The 17119-nt window shown below is 74.3% G+C and carries 15 protein-coding genes; 2 read left to right on the top strand and 13 right to left on the bottom strand.

Annotated features, from left to right (window positions below; genetic code table 11):
- Window positions 1-60 precede the first annotated feature (60 nt).
- Entirely contained in the window at window positions 61-255 is a 195-nt protein-coding gene (locus ABD823_RS16170; protein WP_344860316.1) for a CsbD family protein, read from the top strand.
- On the opposite strand, the gene ABD823_RS16175 is transcribed toward ABD823_RS16170, so the two are convergent.
- Window positions 233-688, bottom strand: coding sequence for a hypothetical protein (locus ABD823_RS16175; RefSeq protein WP_344860317.1), 456 nt, complete (start codon window positions 686-688; stop codon window positions 233-235). The genes ABD823_RS16170 and ABD823_RS16175 overlap by 23 nt on opposite strands.
- Window positions 689-805: 117 nt before the next feature.
- Between ABD823_RS16175 and ABD823_RS16180 the strand changes: the two genes are divergently transcribed.
- Window positions 806-1387, top strand: coding sequence for a hemerythrin domain-containing protein (locus tag ABD823_RS16180; RefSeq protein ID WP_344860319.1), 582 nt, complete (start codon window positions 806-808; stop codon window positions 1385-1387).
- A 169-nt stretch (window positions 1388-1556) separates the two neighbouring features.
- Here ABD823_RS16180 and ABD823_RS16185 read toward each other — a convergent pair whose 3' ends face one another.
- From ABD823_RS16185 to ABD823_RS16240, 12 genes are all read right to left on the bottom strand, one after another.
- On the bottom strand, window positions 1557-2759 hold the full coding sequence (locus tag ABD823_RS16185) for a hypothetical protein (protein ID WP_344860320.1): 1203 nt from the start codon (window positions 2757-2759) through the stop codon (window positions 1557-1559).
- 159 nt (window positions 2760-2918) lie between these two features.
- Complete coding sequence (locus ABD823_RS16190; RefSeq protein WP_344860322.1) at window positions 2919-3701, bottom strand: polyphosphate kinase 2 family protein; 783 nt, start codon at window positions 3699-3701, stop codon at window positions 2919-2921.
- Between the two features lie 82 nt (window positions 3702-3783).
- Complete coding sequence (locus tag ABD823_RS16195; protein WP_344860323.1) at window positions 3784-4230, bottom strand: protease inhibitor I42 family protein; 447 nt, start codon at window positions 4228-4230, stop codon at window positions 3784-3786.
- Window positions 4227-6368: a CehA/McbA family metallohydrolase gene (locus ABD823_RS16200; protein ID WP_344860325.1), complete on the bottom strand. Its 2142-nt coding sequence runs from the start codon at window positions 6366-6368 to the stop codon at window positions 4227-4229. The genes ABD823_RS16195 and ABD823_RS16200 overlap by 4 nt, the downstream gene beginning before the upstream one ends.
- Window positions 6369-6497: 129 nt before the next feature.
- A complete protein-coding gene (locus tag ABD823_RS16205) occupies window positions 6498-7127 on the bottom strand; it encodes a GTP-binding protein (protein WP_344860327.1) in 630 nt (209 codons plus the stop codon).
- A complete protein-coding gene (locus ABD823_RS16210) occupies window positions 7108-7494 on the bottom strand; it encodes a DUF742 domain-containing protein (RefSeq protein WP_344860329.1) in 387 nt (128 codons plus the stop codon). Before ABD823_RS16210 ends, ABD823_RS16205 begins: the two co-directional genes overlap by 20 nt.
- Window positions 7491-7931, bottom strand: coding sequence for a roadblock/LC7 domain-containing protein (locus ABD823_RS16215; RefSeq protein WP_344860330.1), 441 nt, complete (start codon window positions 7929-7931; stop codon window positions 7491-7493). The genes ABD823_RS16210 and ABD823_RS16215 overlap by 4 nt, the downstream gene beginning before the upstream one ends.
- A gap of 89 nt (window positions 7932-8020) precedes the next feature.
- Complete coding sequence (locus tag ABD823_RS16220) at window positions 8021-10540, bottom strand: sensor histidine kinase (protein ID WP_344860332.1); 2520 nt, start codon at window positions 10538-10540, stop codon at window positions 8021-8023.
- A gap of 382 nt (window positions 10541-10922) precedes the next feature.
- A complete protein-coding gene (gene meaB / locus ABD823_RS16225) occupies window positions 10923-11891 on the bottom strand; it encodes a methylmalonyl Co-A mutase-associated GTPase MeaB (protein ID WP_344860334.1) in 969 nt (322 codons plus the stop codon).
- A complete protein-coding gene (gene scpA, locus ABD823_RS16230) occupies window positions 11881-14052 on the bottom strand; it encodes a methylmalonyl-CoA mutase (RefSeq protein ID WP_344860335.1) in 2172 nt (723 codons plus the stop codon). The genes meaB and scpA overlap by 11 nt, the downstream gene beginning before the upstream one ends.
- Entirely contained in the window at window positions 14049-15986 is a 1938-nt protein-coding gene (locus ABD823_RS16235; RefSeq protein WP_344860337.1) for a methylmalonyl-CoA mutase subunit beta, read from the bottom strand. Before ABD823_RS16235 ends, scpA begins: the two co-directional genes overlap by 4 nt.
- 145 nt (window positions 15987-16131) lie before the next feature.
- Complete coding sequence (locus ABD823_RS16240; RefSeq protein ID WP_344860338.1) at window positions 16132-16902, bottom strand: peptidoglycan recognition protein family protein; 771 nt, start codon at window positions 16900-16902, stop codon at window positions 16132-16134.
- Window positions 16903-17119: the final 217 nt, after the last annotated feature.

Genomic DNA, 17119 nt, shown 5'->3' on the forward strand with positions numbered 1-17119 from the left:
CTCCACCGGGATAGGTGCCGTTGTCGTCCGAGAGAACACGACGACCGAGGAGGGACGACCGTGGGCACCGAAGACAAGATCTCCAACAAGGCCGAGGAGCTCAAGGGCCGGGCCAAGGAGAACCTGGGCTACGCCACCGGTGACGAGGAGCTGCGCGCCGAGGGGCGGGCCGACCGGACCGAGGGCGGCCTCAAGCAGGCGGGCGAGAAGGTCAAGGACGCCGGGAAGAAGATCAAGGACGCCTTCGGGAGCTGACGCGCCGGCGTGCGCGTGGCGGCACGGCGGGGACCCGGACCGGCGGGTCCCCGGCGTGCCCGTGCGCTCCCGCCCGCCACCAGGCGACGATCCACGCCGCCTCCACGGCCGCGTCGAGCAGGTAGACCGGCCGGATGCGCCGGCGCGCCACGTAGACCACGTCGATCACCGCCAGGGTCGCCGCGGTCGCGACGCCCACCCGCCGCGCGTGCTCGCGCCCCTCGGGCGTCGCGGCGCCCCGCAACTGCGACCAGCCGATCCCGACCAGCAGCCCGCCCACCGTGCGGACCAGCCAGTCGTCCTCCTTCGGACCGGAGACCTTCTCGAAGCTCGGCAGGTGCACCAGCGGCCACAACCCCGACAGCACGTTGAAGGCGCCGTGCCACAGCGCCGGCCCGGCCGCGCCGGATCTCTTTCCCGAACCTTCTCCCATGCGTGGCCGGTGCCCGGGCTCCCACCGGGCAAACACCCGCCATGCGGCGGCGGGCCCGGTGGCGGGTTTCGCCCCCGGCACACGGGTAGCCCAGCGGTACACCGAAGGGAGAACGACATGACCGAGCGCCAGACGGTGCCCGAACTGATGGAAGAGAACGACGTCGTCGACCTGCTCATCCGGCAGCACTCGATGATCAGGGACCTGTTCGACGAGGTCGAGAAGGCCTCCGCCAGCGAGCGGGAGGAGGCTTTCCAGCGCCTGGTCCGGATGCTGGCCGTGCACGAGACGGCCGAGGAGGAGATCGTGCACCCGTACGCCCGGCGCAAGCTGGAGGGCGGGGACGCGGTGGTGGACGACCGCCTGGCCGAGGAGCACGAGGCCAAGAAGCTGCTCATGGCCATGGACAAGGCCGGTGTCGAGGACTCCCGGTTCATGACGAACCTGGCGGTGCTGCGGGCCTCCGTGATGGCCCACGCGCGCAGCGAGGAGCGCTACGAGTTCATGCAGCTGCGCGCCCGCACCAGCCCGACGGAGCGGCGCGCGATGGCCGCCGGGCTGAAGGCCGCCGAGGCGATGGCCCCCACCCACCCCCACCCGGGCGTCGAGTCGGCGACCAAGAACATCCTGGTGGGCACGCCGGTCGCGATGATGGACCGGATCCGCGACGTGATCCGCAACGCGATGAAGGCGGACTGAGCCGGCCGCGGCGGCCCCGCGCCCGGCGCCGTCCCGTGCCGCCTGCGCCACGGCACCGTCCGGCGCCGCCGGTCCGCCGCACGGCCCGTCTCCCGGCGGCCCGCGCACGGGTGCGGCCCGCACCCCGCGAGGGGTGCGGGCCGTACGGCGTGCGGGCCCGGCGGCCGCTCTAGCGGATCTCGCGGAGGCTGGGCACCGGGTGGTCGCCCTCCATCTGGTGGCGGTACTCCCGGCCGGACTTGGCGCGGTTGTCGTCGATGACCAGCTCGCTCGGCGGCTTCTCCCCGCCGTGGACGGCCGCCTGCAGCTTCTCGAACCGCTCGTGCATGTCCTGCACGTAGCCGGTGCCGATGGTGGTGTAGTCGATCTGCGTGGCCAGCAGCTCGCGCAGGTAGGCCTTGTTGGGCTCGAAGGTCACCGGCGCCGGCAGGTGCGGGGCCAGCACCTCCTGCGGGTCGCGGCCGTCGTGCCGCTTGAACAGCTCCGCGGCCAGGCGCAGGTGCTCCAGCTCCATGTTGAGGTGGAGCTCCCAGATCGCCTTCACCTTCGGGTCGGACTCGGTCTCCATGAACGAGTGGTACAGGTAGCACTCGTTGTACTCGTGGTTGAGCAGCATCTCCCACCAGGTCTCCCCCGGGTCGACCAGCGACTCGTAGTGGGTGACGTGCTCCTCCTCGATCATCCCGATCTCCTGGTAGAGCTGGCGGGCGATCGGCTCCATGTACAGCGGGCCCACGTTCATGTAGAAGTTCATGGTCTGCTGCTCGGCCGCCATGATCGTCAGCGCGTGCATCTTGGAGATCGGCTCGGTCGTGCTCCTGTCGTACGGCTCGCGCACGTTGTCGATCGGGTGCCGGTGGTGCAGGTAGGTCGGCCGGCCCGGCATGACCTCGGTGAGCCCGTCGACGATCTTCTCGGCCTTGCGGTGCTCGATCATCTCGAACAGGTTGGCGTACCGGTACAGGTGGTCGAAGTCCTCCAGCACGCCGAACTGGTAGGCCTGCTTGAGGTAGGGGTCCGGCTCCATCCGCGCGACCCACGCCGTCAGGTCGACCGCGACCTGCTCGTAGGCGAGCGTGGTCTCCAGCACCGACGCCAGGCCGGGCAGCAGCCAGTTGACGGCCTTCTGCTGCTGCGCCTCGATGTAGCGGACCTCGGCCAGCTGGTGCTTGACCGCCATGTCGGGGCAGTGCCGGGCCATGTGGTGGCTGAAGAAGACCGCCTCGGTCTCGATGCCGTTCATCGTGATGATCCGGCACCGGGTGTAGGGGTCGGAGTGGTCGGGGTCGATCGGCATGACGTTCAGCTCACGCCAGTTGCGCAGCTGCCGGTCCAGCGGGATCCCCCGCTCCTGCAACGGATTGAAGGTCATTCGCCTCTCCTCGTTCGGTGGCTGTAGGCGTGGATCGGCTGCCCTACCCTCTGGTCTCGCGGAGCAACCCGGCCTCATCCGCCACCTTCCCCGGCCCGCCCCTCCCCCCTGGTCGGCGCAGGAAAAATCATCGTCAACCGGCCGCCCGGCCCCGCCGGCTCAGTCCTCGTCGCTCCCTCCGGGCGCCGGGTCGCTCAGGTCGTAGCCGCGGGCGGCCAGCTCGGCCTCGACCGCCGCGCAGACCGTCTCCACCACCGTGACCCGGGCCAGCCGCTTGTCGTCGGCGGCCACGACGTGCCAGGGCCCGGCCTCGTGGCCGGTGCGCTCCAGCATCTCCTCGACCGCGATCTCGTACTCCGCCCGCCTGTCCCGGTTGCGCCAGTCCTCGGCGGTGAGCTTCCAGGCGCGCAGCGGGTCGCCCGCCCGGGACTGGAAGCGGCGCAGCTGCTCCTCCTCCGAGACGTGCATCCAGAACTTGACGATGATCATGCCCTCGGCCGCGAGGGTCCGCTCGAACTCCACGATCTCGCCGTAGGCGCGCCTCCACTGCTCCTCGGTGGCGAAGCCCTCCACCCGCTCCACCAGCACCCGCCCGTACCAGGAGCGGTCGAGCACCGCCATGCCGCCCCAGCCGGGCAGGACCTTCCAGAACCGCCAGAGGAAGTGGTGGCGGGCCTCGTCGGGGGTCGGGGCGGCGAACTGGGCGACCCGGACGTGCCGGGGGTCGAGCGGCCGGACCAGGCGCTTGATCGCGCCGCCCTTGCCGGAGGCGTCCCACCCCTCGAACACCACGCAGAGCGGCGGGCCGATGCGCTTGTCGCCGATCTGCCCGCCGAGCATGAGCCGGAGCCGGAGCAGCCGGTAGAGCGCGGCGTCGAGCCGCTCGGCCGCCTCCTTCTTCGGAAGCCTGCGGGACAGGTCGATCTCAGCCAGTCGGTTCATACCTCCACCCTGGCACGTCCGCCCGCGCGGTGATCCGCGCGGCCTCCGGCGGCCCGGGGATCCGTCCGCCGCGGCGGTGCGGTCACCTCACGGTGATCCGGAAGGTCGCCTCGCCGGAGCGGCGGCGGCTCTGCTCGTCGGCGGGGACGCGGCCGGCCGGGCAGCGCCAGCAGTTGGAGACCGTGACCGAGGCCGTGCCGGGGCGCTTGGCGTTGAACACGTAGTAGCGGGTGCCGCCCCCGCCGGTGGTGTCGGACCCGCCCTCGTGCTCGTACTCGTCGCCGATGTACGACAGCAGTGCCACGTCGGGCAGCTCCTCCAGCTTCCAGCTGTCGCCGACGGAGGCGTTCTCGGCCACCGCCAGGGAGAACCGCTCGCCGGGGGCGACCTCCACCTCCGCCGTGGCGCCGATCCGCCCCTCGGTGACCTTCCCGTAGTCACCGACGGCCCTGCCGCCGCCGCAGCCCGCCACCAGCACCGCCAACGCCACCGGCACCACCGCGGCGGCGCCTCCCGTTCGGAACCTCACGCGGGCCAGGGTAGCGAGCCGGAGCGGCGCAGCCTGCTCCGGTACACCTCGCGCGCCCGCTCGTAGAGGGCCAGGTGGTCGTCGAGCTGCCCGGGCGCGTCGAACCCGCCCTCCTCGCGGACCATCGCCTCCAGGCGGTCGAGCCACTCCAGGCACCAGCGGACGTCCTCGGGGCGGGCCACGTGGCGGCCGTCCACGTCGAGGTGGACCGGGCTGGTGTGGGCGTGCACGCCGGTGGGGTGGAAGCTGCGCTCGTGCGGGGCGCCGGAGGCGACCGCGACCACGTAGGTCGGCCCGTCCACGACCAGCCCGGCGGTGACCTCCAGGACGGGGGCGCCCCCTCCGCCGGCGGTGACGGACGCCTCCACGCCCGGAGCCGCGGTGGCCGCGCCGTCGGCGGCCGCGGCGACGACCCCGTCGGCGGTGCGGATCTCCAGCCGCTCCACCTCCGGGCCGACCGCCCGGGCCGTCACCGTGACCCGGTCGCCGGACGACAGGTTCAGCGTGTCGCCCGGCCCGCGCCCGTCCACCGCCAGCTCCAGCCAGGGGCCGGTGGTGGCGAAGGTACGGCCCCGCCGGATCGCCTCGGCGAACGCCTCCGCCGACAGCGGCCCGTCCAGGCGGGCGTAGACCCGCTCCCAGCCGGGCGGGCTGGACTGGCTGCCGCGGCGGGCGAAGGAGACCATGGAGTCGGTCCCTGCGGTGACCGCCAGCCGGTTCCCGGCCCCGATCAGGCGCCGGTAGACCACGGCGGTCGCCTGGACCGACGAGTGGTTGAGCACGTCGAGGGCGTCGACCAGGCCGAGCGCCGCGTCCGCGACGATCTCCCGGGCCGAGCAGTTGCGCCGCCACAGCAGGGCCGCCTCCGGGCCGTCGGTCTCGGCGACCGGCGCGTGGAAGGGGTGGCTGTAGCCGGTGACCGCGCCGAGGCCGCGCAGCTCCTCGCAGGCCGCGCTGTTGGGCGGCCAGTCGGCGGTGCCGAGGAACCCGGTGTGGAAGCGGGAGGGCGGCGCGGCGGGGGTGAAGGCGAAGAAGTGGCCGAGCAGGTCGTTGCGGTACTCGACGCCGATCCGCGCCAGGTGGGTCGCGTCCGACCAGGGCAGGTCGCGGCCCGCCCAGTGCTCCAGCGCCTCGGCGTCGTAGACCCGCGCCGAGGAGACGTTCCCGGCGACCAGGTTGAGCACGTGCAGGTCCTCGCCGTGCTGCATGGCCGCGGCCAGGCCGGGGGTGCCGACCATGTCCCCGGCCCAGTTGAGGTGGACGTGCATGTCCCCGCCGTACCAGCCGCGGGCCGCGGCGTCGTAGAGCCGCTCGGGGACCAGGTCGACCACCGTCTCCCGTCCCGGGACGGGGGTGACGGCCGCCTCGGCCGTGCCGTACTCCATGCCGCGGGCCACCCGGACGGTGAGCGGCTCGGCCGGGACGTCCAGGACCAGGTCGTCGCCGTGGAAGTAGGGCCGCACGTGGGCGTCGCGCCGGTGCGGGGCCCCGGCCGGGTACCAGCCCTGGCCGTGCTCGCCGTACACGCTCCACCGGCACGGCATGCCGGCGCGCACCCGCAGGCGGGCGGCGGGCGCGCGGCGGGTCAGCGGGGCCAGGTCGACCCGCGCGCCGTCCACGACGACCTCGACCGCGGAGGTGACCGGGATCAGCGCGGCGCCGCGCGGCCCGATCCGGTACGGCCTGCCGTCCACCAGCACGGTCGCGGGCTCGGCGCGGGCGGAGTCCACCAGCAGCGTCGTGCGCAGCGGCCGGTCGTCGAGCACGGCCAGCGCCTTCGCCTCCAGCACGGCCTCCGGCGCGCCGGCGCCGCCGGACAGGCGGAGCGCGGCGAGGTTCTCCAGCACCTCCCCGGCAAGGACGTCGCGGACCACCTCCGCCATGTCGAGTTCGCGCAGGTGCTCTTCGAGCTTCCTGACGTCGGCGCCCGGGTGCCGCTCGGCGACCTTGCGGTGGCAGACGCCCCAGAAGTCGCGCGGGCCCATCAGGTAGGCGTCGGCGGCCATCGACTTCACGTAGAAGATCGGGTCCTCGCCCCAGGTGACCCCGTGCCGGGCCAGCAGCGCCCGGTAGTCGTCGAGGGCCTCGGCCACCGCCTGCGGCAGGGCGGAGCCGGTGCAGGCGGGGTCGTCGCACATGCGTCCTCCTCGGGGCGCTCACTCAGGGGCTCGCCATGATCACCGCAATCGTGGCACGGCGGGCGCGGGCCGCGGGGACCACGCCGCCGCGCCGGATGGCTTTCTCCCCACCCGGGCGGACATATGTGATCACTGGATGGGCTCCAGCCGCCCCGGGGCGGCGGCCTGCCCCCGGCCGAGGCGGACCTTCATCGCGTGCTCCACCAGGGTGATCAGGACCTCCTTGCCCGACTGCCGCCTGCGCGCGTCCCCGAGCACGATCGGCACGTCCCCGGGGAGGGTCAGCCCGAGCCGCACCTCCTCCAGGTCGTAGCGGCGGGCGCCGTCGAAGCAGTTCACCGCGACGATGAAGGGGGTCTGGCGCCGCTCGAAGTAGTCCAGCGCGGGGAAGCAGTCGGCCAGCCGGCGGGTGTCGGCCAGCACGACCGCGCCGAGCGCGCCGAGCACCAGCTCGTCCCAGAGGAACCAGAACCGCTCCTGCCCGGGGGTGCCGAACAGGTAGAGCCGGTAGGCGTCGCCGATGGTGATGCGGCCGAAGTCCATCGCCACGGTCGTGGTGCCCTTGCTCTCCACACCGGACAGGTCGTCGACGCCCACCCCCCGGTCGGTCAGCGTCTCCTCGGTGCGCAGCGGCTCGATCTCGGAGACCGCGCCCACCAGGGTGGTCTTGCCGGCCCCGAACCCGCCCGCGACGAGGATCTTGATCGCCTTGGGCAGCACCGCCCGCCCGGCGTCGCGGCTAGAGCGCACGGAGTCCATCGAGCACCGCCCTGTAGAGCCTCTCGTCGTTCATGTCCGTCTCCGTCTGGGGTTCCTGCAGGGCGATGTATCCCTGGTCGAGCAGGTCGCTGAGCAGGACGCGCACGGTGCCCGCCGGCAGGTTGACGTGCGCGGCGAGCTCCGCCACCGACTGCGGGTACATGCACAGCCGCAGGATCTCCAGGCACTCCGGGCCCAGGCCCATCTCGCCCGGCACGGCGGGACGGACGGTCACCGCCAGGGTGATGAGGTCGAACCGGCCGCGGACCGGCTCGGTCCTGCCCCGGGTGAGGACGTAGGGCCGGACGATCGGCCCCGCCTCGGCGTCGACCCACTGCGCGTCGGGATGCTCGTCGCGGGGGTTCATGGCGCGCCGTCGCCCTTGACCGGGGCACCGGAGGAGGCCGCCGCCCGGGCCGGCGAGGTGAGGTACTGCCCGACCCGGGTCACGAGCATGGCCATCTCGTAGGCGACGAGACCGACGTCGGCCTCGTGCGTGCAGAGCACCGCCAGGCACGCCCCCTGCCCCGCCGCGGAGACGATCAGGTAGGCCGAGCGCATCTCGATGACGGTCTGGCGCACCGTGCCGCCGCCCACCCGCTCGCTGACCCCCCTGCCGAGGCTCTGGATCGCCGAGCCCACCGCGGCCAGGTGCTCGGCGTCGGCCGGGCCGAGCCCCGCCGAGGCGGCCATGAGCAGGCCGTCGGTGGAGAAGACGATGCCCTTCTCCGCTTCGGTCACCCGCGTGACCAGGTCGTCGAGCAACCAGGCCAGGTCGGTGACGGATCCTGTTCCCTGCACCACTGTCGTCCTCTCTCTGCCGTTCGGGCTTACGGCCTTCGGCGACCCGCCGGAGCGGAGCCGGCAGGTGTGCGTCGTGGTCGTCGCGGGGGTCACGCGGACGGCCGGGCGTCGTCCGCGGGCTCGCCGCCCCCGGCGAGCAGCCGGGCGGCGTCGGACCGGCCGCGGAGCGTGCCCGCCTGGAAGGAGGAGAAGGCGGCGCGGATCTCCTCGGGGGAGCGCTCGTCGTCCTCCACCGGCTCCGGCGCCGGGAGCGGCTCGTCCTCGCGCAGCGGCACGGCGAGGTGGGTCTGCGGGACCCGGCGCGGCAGGCCGCCCGGGGTGTGGCTGGTGTCCGGCGGCGGCAGGACGGACGGCGGCCGCTCGGAGGCCGTGCCGGGGGCGGGCGTCTGCCGCCGGTGGGGCGGGGAGGCCCCGCCGGGGGTGTCCATGGCGCTCTCCTTCAGCTCTGCCGTACCGGGCCCCGGCTCCGCCGCGCCGCTCCGCCGCTCCGCCGTTCCGGGGGCCGGTCCCGCCGGGCCCGCGGGGGCCGTGTCCCATCCGCGCCCCACCGGCGCGGACGCGGTCCCGAGCCCCAGCGGGTCGGCCTCCCACGGGGCCGGGACGGCGGGCGCCCCGTGCCGGCCGGCGCCCTCGGTCCGCACGGCGCCCTCCGCCGGCCGCACGGCGGTCTCGGCGCGGGCGGCGGGGACGGCCTCGGCCCGGGCCGCGGGCACGCTCACCGGCTCGGGGGCCTGCGGCCCGGCCGGCTGGACGATCAGCTCCTGCGGGATCAGCACCACGACGGTCGTGCCGCCGTACGGCGAGGCCTTGAACGTCACCCGGATGCCGTGCCGCTCGGCCAGGCGGCTGACCACGTACAGGCCCAGCCGGGCGTTGCCCGCCAGCTTGAGCTCGGGCGGGTCGGCGATGCGCTCGTTGGCCGCGGCGATGTCCTCCTCGCTCATGCCCAGGCCCCGGTCCTCGATCTCGACGGCGTAGCCGTGGGCCACGGCGTGCCCGCCGACCTTCACCGTCGTGTAGGGCGGGGAGAACGAGGCCGCGTTCTCCACCAGCTCGGCCACGAGGTGGATGACGTCGCCGACGGCCCGCCCGTCCAGCGCCGCCTCGCCCATGGGGAGCACGTCGACCCGGGTGTAGTCCTCGATCTCCGCCAGCGCGCCGCGCACCACGTCGAGCATCGGGACCGACCCGCGCCAGGCGCGGCCGGGCGCCGCCCCGGCGAGCACGAGGAGGTTCTCCGCGTAGCGCCGCATCCGGGTCGCCAGGTGGTCCAGCCGGAACAGGTCGCGCAGCTCCTGCGGGTCCTGCTCGCGCCGCTCCATCGTGTCCAGCACGCTCAGCTGGCGGTGCACCAGGCTCTGGGTGCGGCGGGCGAGGTTGCGCAGGATGTCGGCGATGTCGCGGCGGAGCTGGGCCTGCTCGACCGCGACCTTGATCGCGGTCCGCTGGACGGCGTTGAACGCCTGGCCGACCTGCCCGATCTGGTCGTCGCCGAACCGCAGCGGCGGGGCCTCGACGGCGACGTCCACGTCCTCGCCGTGGCCGATGCGCTCCACCACGCCGGGCAGCCGCCGGTCGGCCAGCTCCCGGGCGGCGTCCCGCAGCTTCTCCAGCTGCCGGACCAGGGCGCGGGCGGTGGTGACGGACAGGACGACCGAGGCGATGACGGCGACGAGTCCCAGACCGCCGGCCAGCACGAGCCGGATGATCACTCCGGCGACGACCGGGGTGGAGCGCTCGATCAGGTTGGCGCCGCCGGTGATCGCGAGGTTCCACAGCCCCGCCTGCACGTGCTCGGAGGCGGCGGTCCACCGCTCCAGGTCGACCTGGCCGTCACCGGCCAGGAGATCCTCCATCGCCCGCAGGCGGGCGAACTGCTCGCCGTCGGCCAGCTTCCGGTAGGTCCCCCGGTCGACCTCGGGCAGCTCGGCCTCCACCTGGGACAGCAGGAAGCGCTGCGTGCCGACGGTCCGGGTGAACAGGACGCGCTCCTCGTCGGTGAAGCCGCCGCCCGCCAGGGCGCCCGCCGCCATCGCGTCCGTCCGGGCGGTCAGCTCCACGACCCGGTTGAGCTGGATGAACGTACGGACGTCCTTGGCGATCCCCTCGTCGTCCAGCGAGGAGAGGGCGTCGTAGGTGAAGTGGGCGGCGTCGATGATCCCGGTGAACCCCTCGGCGGTCCGGATCCGGTCCGTCCGGCCGCCGTCGGCCGCCTGCCGGACGGCGGCGAGCCCGTCCAGCCGCCGGAGGAGCAGGGCGAGCCGCCGCTCCGCCTCGTCGCTCATCGCCAGCTCCACGCCGGTGGAGGCGCTGGACCCGCGCAGGTGCGCGGCGGCGGCGTCGGTGCGCTTGCGCTGGGCCCGCAGTTCCTCGCGTTCCCGGCGGCCCCCGTCGGGGTCGGCCAGCGCGAGCAGGGTGAGCCGCCGCTCGGCCTGCAGTTCGGACAGGAGCCGGTGGCCCGGTTCGGCCACGCCGGTGTTGAGCGTGGTCACGCCCAGCATGTTGAGGCCGTCGCGGACCGTCACCCAGGCGGTGAACATCCACAGGGCGGCGAGGGAGACCAGCAGCGCCGTGATCTTTGTCCGCAGACGCGCGTTGCTCAAGCGCATAGTCCCACCCTGGTGAACCGTCGAAAACGAAAAGAATTCATAGTGGATCCAGCAGGGGCGGGCCGGAAGTTCGCCCAGTACACGGCCGGTACGGCGGTGCGCCCCTCACGCACCGCCGAACACTAGCACGCAGACAATTACACCTATGGCCGCATTCGCCACATGAAGCGATTTGTCTATTTTCTGATAATTCCTCGGTGGTATGTATCCACCACGGAAGAGAAAAGATTTATATCCGGCACCGTTCTCCGCAGGCCGCCGCCGTGGGACCCGGACGGCACGCGCACGGCCGCCGCGGGCCGACCGCGGCGGGGCGATCTGGGCGGGGCGGCGCCCGCACGGCCGCCGCGCACCGGCGAGGCGACCGGCGCGGGACCGGCGGTCAGCCGCCCCGGGTGAAGGCGTCGAGGATGCGCTCGGCGGCCAGCGCCGGGGTGAGGGTGCCGTCGAGGACGGCGCGCTCGGCCTCGGCGGCGACCGCCGCCACCGCGGGGTGCTCGCGGAGCCGCTGCAGGAGCCGGTCGGTGACCAGGGCCCAGGTCCAGCCGACCTGCTGGCGCCGGCGCCGCTCGGCGAGCTCGCCGGAGACCTCCATGGCGTCGCGGTGCGCGACGAGCCGCCGCCAGAGCTCCGGAAGGCCGTCGCCGGTCAGCCCGCTGCAGGTCAGCACCGGGACCGCGCGCTCGGAGCGGAGCAGCCGCAGCGCCCCGGCCAGCTCCCGGGCCGCCTTGCGGGCGTCCTGCTCGTGCGGGCCGTCGGCCTTGTTGACCGCGATCACGTCGGCGAGCTCCAGCACACCCTTCTTGATGCCCTGCAGCTGGTCGCCGGTCCGGGCGAGCGCGAGCAGCAGGAAGGTGTCCACCATGTCGGCGACGGCGGTCTCCGACTGGCCGACGCCCACGGTCTCCACCAGCACCACGTCGTAGCCGGCGGCCTCGACGACGACCATGGCCTCCCGGGTCGCCCGGGCCACCCCGCCCAGGGTCCCGGCCGTGGGCGAGGGCCTGATGAAGGCGCTCTCGTCGGCGGCCAGGCGGGCCATGCGCGTCTTGTCGCCGAGCACGCTCCCGCCCGTCCGGGTGGACGACGGGTCGACGGCGAGCACCGCCACCCGGTGGCCCAGCCCGGTCAGATGGGTGCCGAGCGCGTCGATGAAGGTGGACTTGCCGACCCCGGGCACACCGGAGACGCCGATCCTGCGGGCCTTGCCGGCCAGCGGGGCCAGCTCGACCAGCAGCCGCTGCGCCAGCTCGCGGTGGTCGGCCCGGGTGGACTCCACGAGGGTGACGGCCCGGCCGATCCAGCGGCGCGAGCCGGACCGCACCCCGTGGAGGTAGTCGTCAAGACGCATGGCCGAGCCGGGCCGACAGGTCCTTCAGCAGGGTCAGCGCCGCGTCGGCGATGACGGTGCCCGGCGGGAAGATCGCCGAGGCTCCGGCGGCGCGCAGCTCGTCGAAGTCGCCGGGCGGGATGACGCCGCCGACGACGATCATGATGTCGTCGGCGTCGAGGCCGGCCAGGGCCTTCTTCAGCGCGGGCACCAGCGTCAGGTGCCCGGCCGCCAGCGAGGAGACGCCCACCACGTGCACGTCGGCCTCGACGGCCTGGCGGGCGACCTCCTCCGGGGTCTGGAAGAGCGGGCCGACGTCGACGTCGAAGCCGAGGTCGGCGAAGGCCGTGGCGATCACCTTCTGGCCCCGGTCGTGGCCGTCCTGGCCCATCTTGGCGACGAGGATGCGCGGGCGGCGGCCCTCGGCCTTCTCGAACTCGGCACACGCCTCGCGCACGGCCGCCACGCCCGAGCCGGCCTCCTCCCGGTAGACGCCGGAGATCGTGCGGATCCGCCCGGCGTGCCGGCCGAAGACCTTCTCCAGCGCGTCGGAGATCTCCCCGACCGTGGCCTTGGCCCGCGCCGCCGCCACGGCCAGCTCCAGCAGGTTGGCGTCGCCCGCCGCGCCCGCCGTGAGTGCTGCCAGGGCCTCCTCCACCGCCCGCGGGTCGCGCTCGGCGCGCAGCCGGCGCAGCTTGGCCAGCTGCCGCTCCCGCACCGCGGTGTTGTCGACCTTGAGCACCTCGATCGGCTCGTCGGCGTCCGGGCGGTACTTGTTGACCCCGATGACGGGCTGACGGCCGGAGTCGATGCGCGCCTGGGTGCGGGCGGCGGCCTCCTCGATGCGGAGCTTGGGCAGCCCGGCGTCGATCGCCTCGGCCATGCCGCCGGCCGCCTCGACCTCCTGGATGTGCCCCCAGGCCCTGGCCGCCAGGTCGTGGGTGAGCCGCTCGACGTAGTGGGAGCCGCCCCACGGGTCGATCACCCGGCAGGTGCCCGACTCCTGCTGGAGCATCAGCTGCGTGTTGCGGGCGATGCGCGCGGAGAAATCGGTGGGCAGGGCCAGCGCCTCGTCCAGCGCGTTGGTGTGCAGCGACTGGGTGTGGCCCTGGGTGGCGGCCATCGCCTCCACGCAGGTGCGCACCACGTTGTTGAACACGTCCTGCGCGGTCAGCGACCAGCCGGAGGTCTGCGAGTGGGTGCGCAGCGACAGCGACTTGGGGTTCTCCGCGCCGAAGCCGCGCACCAGCTTCGCCCACAGCAGCCGGGCCGCGCGGAGCTTGGCCACCTCCATGAAGAAGTTCATGCCGATGCACCAGAAGAACGACAGGCGCGGCGCGAACCGGTCCACGTCCAGCCCGGCCGCCACACCCGCGCGCAGGTACTCCACCCCGTCGGCGAGGGTGTAGGCCAGCTCCAGGTCGCAGGTGGCCCCGGCCTCCTGGATGTGGTAGCCGGAGATCGAGATGGAGTTGAACTTCGGCATCTTCTCGCTGGTGTAGGCGAAGATGTCGGAGATGATCCGCATCGACGGCCCCGGCGGGTAGATGTAGGTGTTGCGGACCATGAACTCCTTGAGGATGTCGTTCTGGATGGTCCCGGCCAGCTGCCCGGGCGCCACCCCCTGCTCCTCGGCGGCCACGATGTACAGCGCCAGCACCGGCAGCACCGCGCCGTTCATGGTCATCGACACGCTCATCTTGTCGAGCGGGATCCCGTCGAACAGCTGCCGCATGTCGTAGATCGAGTCGATCGCCACGCCCGCCATGCCGACGTCGCCGGCCACGCGCGGATGGTCGGAGTCGTAGCCGCGGTGGGTGGCCAGGTCGAAGGCGACCGACAACCCCTTCTGCCCGGCGGCCAGGTTGCGCCGGTAGAACGCGTTGGACTCCTCGGCGGTGGAGAACCCGGCGTACTGCCGGATGGTCCACGGCTGGTTGACGTACATCGTCGGATACGGCCCGCGCAGGAACGGCGCGGCCCCCGGATAGGTCGAAAGGAAGTCCAGGCCCGCGGTGTCGGCGGCCGTGTAGAGAGGCTTGACCGCGATGCCCTCCGGGGTCTCCCACGCCAGCTCGGCGGGCTCCTGCCCGGTCGCGCGCCGTACGGCCTGCGCCCAGGCGGCCTCGTCCGGCGCCGCGGGCTCTCCCGCCAGGCCGACCTGCGAGAAGTCGGGAATCATCGGGTCACCCCCAGGTCGTCGGAGGCGGCCGGGCCGTGCGGGGCGGCGGTCCGGGTCACCCCCAGGTCGTCGAAGGTCGTGCGGAGCACGGCGAGGGCGTCGCACCCGGCGTACAGGCGGCCGTCCACGCCCGCGTGCTCTCCCCTGCCCGCCAGCCAGATCCGTACCGCCCCGGCCTCGGCCAGCGCGGCGGCGACGCCCTCGGCGTGCTCGCCGTACAGCGCGTCGCTGGAGCACAGGCAGGCGACCTTCGCGCCGCTCGCGGCGAAGGCGGCGGCGATCTCGCCGGGGTCGGTCAGCGGCCCGGAGGACACGGTGGCGATGCCGCCCGCCGCGAAGAGGTTGGCCGCGAACGCGGCGCGGGCGGTGTGCGCGGCCATCGGGCCGATCGTGGCCAGGAAGACGGCCGGCCGCTCCGGCTGGGCGTCGGCCAGCGCGCGCAGCGCCTCGAACTCGCCGGCGTAGTGCACGACCGGCAGGCCGCCGCGCTCCCCGGCGGGGACGGCGGGCCGGGGCGCGCGCTCCGGGAGCCGCTCGGCCAGGTCGGGGAACTCGCTGACACCGGTGATCGGGAACCGGCGGCGGGCGATGTCGGCCGCGCGCCGCTCCCGGGTGGCGGCCAGCCGGTCGGCGACCAGGCCCGAGGCCAGGGCCTCGGCCATGCCGCCGGCGCGCTCGATCTCCTGGAACCAGGCCCAGGCCCGCTCGGCGAGGTCGTCGGTGAGCCGCTCGACGTAGAAGGAGCCGCCGGCCGGGTCGGTCACCCGGGCGACGTGCGCCTCCTCGACCAGCAGCGCGTGGGTGTTGCGCGCGATGCGGCGGGCGAAGGCGTCGGGCAGGCCCAGGCGGGCGTCGAACGGCTGCACGGTCACCGCGTCGGCGCCGCCGACCCCGGCGGCGAAGCAGGCCACGGTGGTGCGGAGCATGTTCACCCACGGGTCGCGGGCGGTCATCATCGCCGAGGACGTCACCGCGTGCTGCACCTGCGCGGCCAGGGAGCGGCCCGGGTCGGCGGGGTCGGGCGCGGCGGACGCCCCGCACACCTCGGCGACGCGCGCCCACAGCCGGCGGGCGGCGCGGAGCTTGGCGATGGTGAGGAACTGGTCGGCGGTGGCGGCGTAGCGGAACTCGATCTGCCCGAAGGCCCGCTCCAGGTCCAGCCCGCCGCCGGTGAGCATGCGCAGGTAGGCGACGCCGGTCGCGATTGAGCAGCCCAGCTCCTCGGCGTCGCCGCCGCCCGCGTCGTGGTACGGCGTGGCGTCCGCCACGAGCGCCCGCAGCCCGGGGAGGTCCGCCGCGCACCGGCGGGCCAGCTCGACGGCGTCGTGCGCGGCGGCCTCCCCCGCCACCGCGTCCGCGCCCCGGGCCCGCAGGCCGAGGGGGTCCGCGCCGAGGTTCCCGGTGAGGTGGCCGGCGGGCACTCCCGTTCCGGCTCCCGGCGCCGCGTCCGCCCGATCCTTCCCCGCCCGCTCCGCGGCGAGCGCGAACAGCGCCTCGGCGGCCTCGCGGGTCCGCTCCCCCGCCTCCAGCGTGACCGGGACCAGCTCCAGGTGGACCGGCTCCAGCACTCGGGGCAGGTCCTCGGGCGCCAGGGCCAGCCAGAGGGAGGTGACGCCGCCCTCCAGGTCGGCCAGGACCGCCTCGGGGTCGGCCGTCTCGTGCCGCTGGCGCACGTCCCAGCCGCCGCGCACCGGCCGCGCCCCGCGCACGTAGGGCGCCGCCCCCGGCAGCCCGGGATCGCCGGGCAGGTCGGAGGCGTCGTACAGCGGCGCGACGGTCACGCCGTCGTAGGTGGTCGCGGCCAGCGCCTCCTCCGGGGAGGACGCCTCCACTCCCGATTTGCGCAGGACGCCGAGTGCCAGCTCCCGCCACCCGTCGCGGGTGGTCGGCGGGAAGTCCGCGGCGAGCCGGAGTTCCTCAGGTGGGACGGTCATGAAGGGGATGGTAAGCCGTCGCTTGCTCCGATGCCCGTCCGGGTCCCGTCGAGCGGCCGGCGTGGCGGGGCCGGGGAGCCCGGCGTGGCGGGACGCGGGGTCCCGCGCCCGCGGCCCCGGGGCCGCCCGCCGCCCGGCCGCGAGGTCAGGTGACCGGCTCCTGCCAGGCGGCGTTCCAGGTGGCGCGGTCCACCGCCCCGGTGACGGGCAGGTCCTTCTCCTGTTGGAACGCCCGCGCCACGTCACGGGAGCGCGGCCCGTACAGGCCGTCGGCGTCGAGTTTCCAGCCGCGCTCGCGCATCCGCCGCTGCCAGGTGCGCACGTCCTCGCCCTCCATGACCGGCGGGTACCTCAGCGTCCGGCCGGGGAAGGGCGGGTGCGGCTCGGGCGGGTTCGGGGCGCCGCCGCCCGGGCGGGGGGCGCCGCGCCGCACCCAGGCGTAGAGCGGCTCGCCCGGGCAGGAGGTCGCGTAGCCGTCGCGGTGGCCCTTGATCTCCCGGCCCGCGCCGCCGCGCTCCCGGAGGTACTCGACGGCGTCGAGGATGCCGTGCAGGATGCCGTCGGTGGGCTGGACCAGCCCGGAGGAGCCGACCAGGCCGAGCACGGCGTAGTGGTCGGCGTTGAGCCCGGAGCCGTTCGCGGCCGGCAGCCGCCTCGGCCCCCGCCCCTCGAACACCTTCCGGTGCGGACAGGCTACCAGCGAGTAACCTATGTCCATCCAGCCGTTCCCGTCCATGTGGCTGTTCTGGATGGACTTCACCAGAGCCACGCAGCGCGCGTGGTCGTCGACGATCCGGGGGTCCACCCGGCCGCCCGTGTAGTGGACCTTCACGCCCCTGGTGGAGCTGATCTGCGTGTACGAACCGCGCGGCTGGCGGGCGCCCCACTCGCGCCGGGTCACTAGGTCGATGGCCACGGAAGTCGTCTCCAGGGGGATCGAGTGTCGAGGGATGACCGGAGCGTAACGGGTGACGCACCGCCGCATCGGGCGGTTCACCGAGCGGCCCGGCGCCGGACCGCTCCCGTACGCCTCCGGACGGGGAAACCCCGCCCTCCCTTTCCCCGCGGGCCCCGCCCAAACGTCCGACCCGTCCCGGCGCCTCCGCCCCGGCGGCCTCTGCCCATATCCGACC

This window comes from Planomonospora alba (assembly GCF_039534085.1).
Taxonomy (GTDB): domain Bacteria; phylum Actinomycetota; class Actinomycetes; order Streptosporangiales; family Streptosporangiaceae; genus Planomonospora_B; species Planomonospora_B alba.

What these genes read in the sequence shown, in the direction of transcription:
- ABD823_RS16220 (WP_344860332.1), bottom strand. Translation starts at nt 10,540, where the DNA reads ATGCGCTTGAGCAACGCGCGTCTGCGGACAAAGATCACGGCGCTGCTG.
- ABD823_RS16235 (WP_344860337.1), bottom strand. Translation starts at nt 15,986, where the DNA reads ATGACCGTCCCACCTGAGGAACTCCGGCTCGCCGCGGACTTCCCGCCG.
- ABD823_RS16190 (WP_344860322.1), bottom strand. Translation starts at nt 3,701, where the DNA reads ATGAACCGACTGGCTGAGATCGACCTGTCCCGCAGGCTTCCGAAGAAG.
- ABD823_RS16185 (WP_344860320.1), bottom strand. Translation starts at nt 2,759, where the DNA reads ATGACCTTCAATCCGTTGCAGGAGCGGGGGATCCCGCTGGACCGGCAG.
- meaB (WP_344860334.1), bottom strand. Translation starts at nt 11,891, where the DNA reads ATGCGTCTTGACGACTACCTCCACGGGGTGCGGTCCGGCTCGCGCCGC.
- ABD823_RS16205 (WP_344860327.1), bottom strand. Translation starts at nt 7,127, where the DNA reads ATGGACTCCGTGCGCTCTAGCCGCGACGCCGGGCGGGCGGTGCTGCCC.
- ABD823_RS16180 (WP_344860319.1), top strand. Translation starts at nt 806, where the DNA reads ATGACCGAGCGCCAGACGGTGCCCGAACTGATGGAAGAGAACGACGTC.
- ABD823_RS16175 (WP_344860317.1), bottom strand. Translation starts at nt 688, where the DNA reads ATGGGAGAAGGTTCGGGAAAGAGATCCGGCGCGGCCGGGCCGGCGCTG.
- ABD823_RS16200 (WP_344860325.1), bottom strand. Translation starts at nt 6,368, where the DNA reads ATGTGCGACGACCCCGCCTGCACCGGCTCCGCCCTGCCGCAGGCGGTG.
- ABD823_RS16210 (WP_344860329.1), bottom strand. Translation starts at nt 7,494, where the DNA reads ATGAACCCCCGCGACGAGCATCCCGACGCGCAGTGGGTCGACGCCGAG.
- scpA (WP_344860335.1), bottom strand. Translation starts at nt 14,052, where the DNA reads ATGATTCCCGACTTCTCGCAGGTCGGCCTGGCGGGAGAGCCCGCGGCG.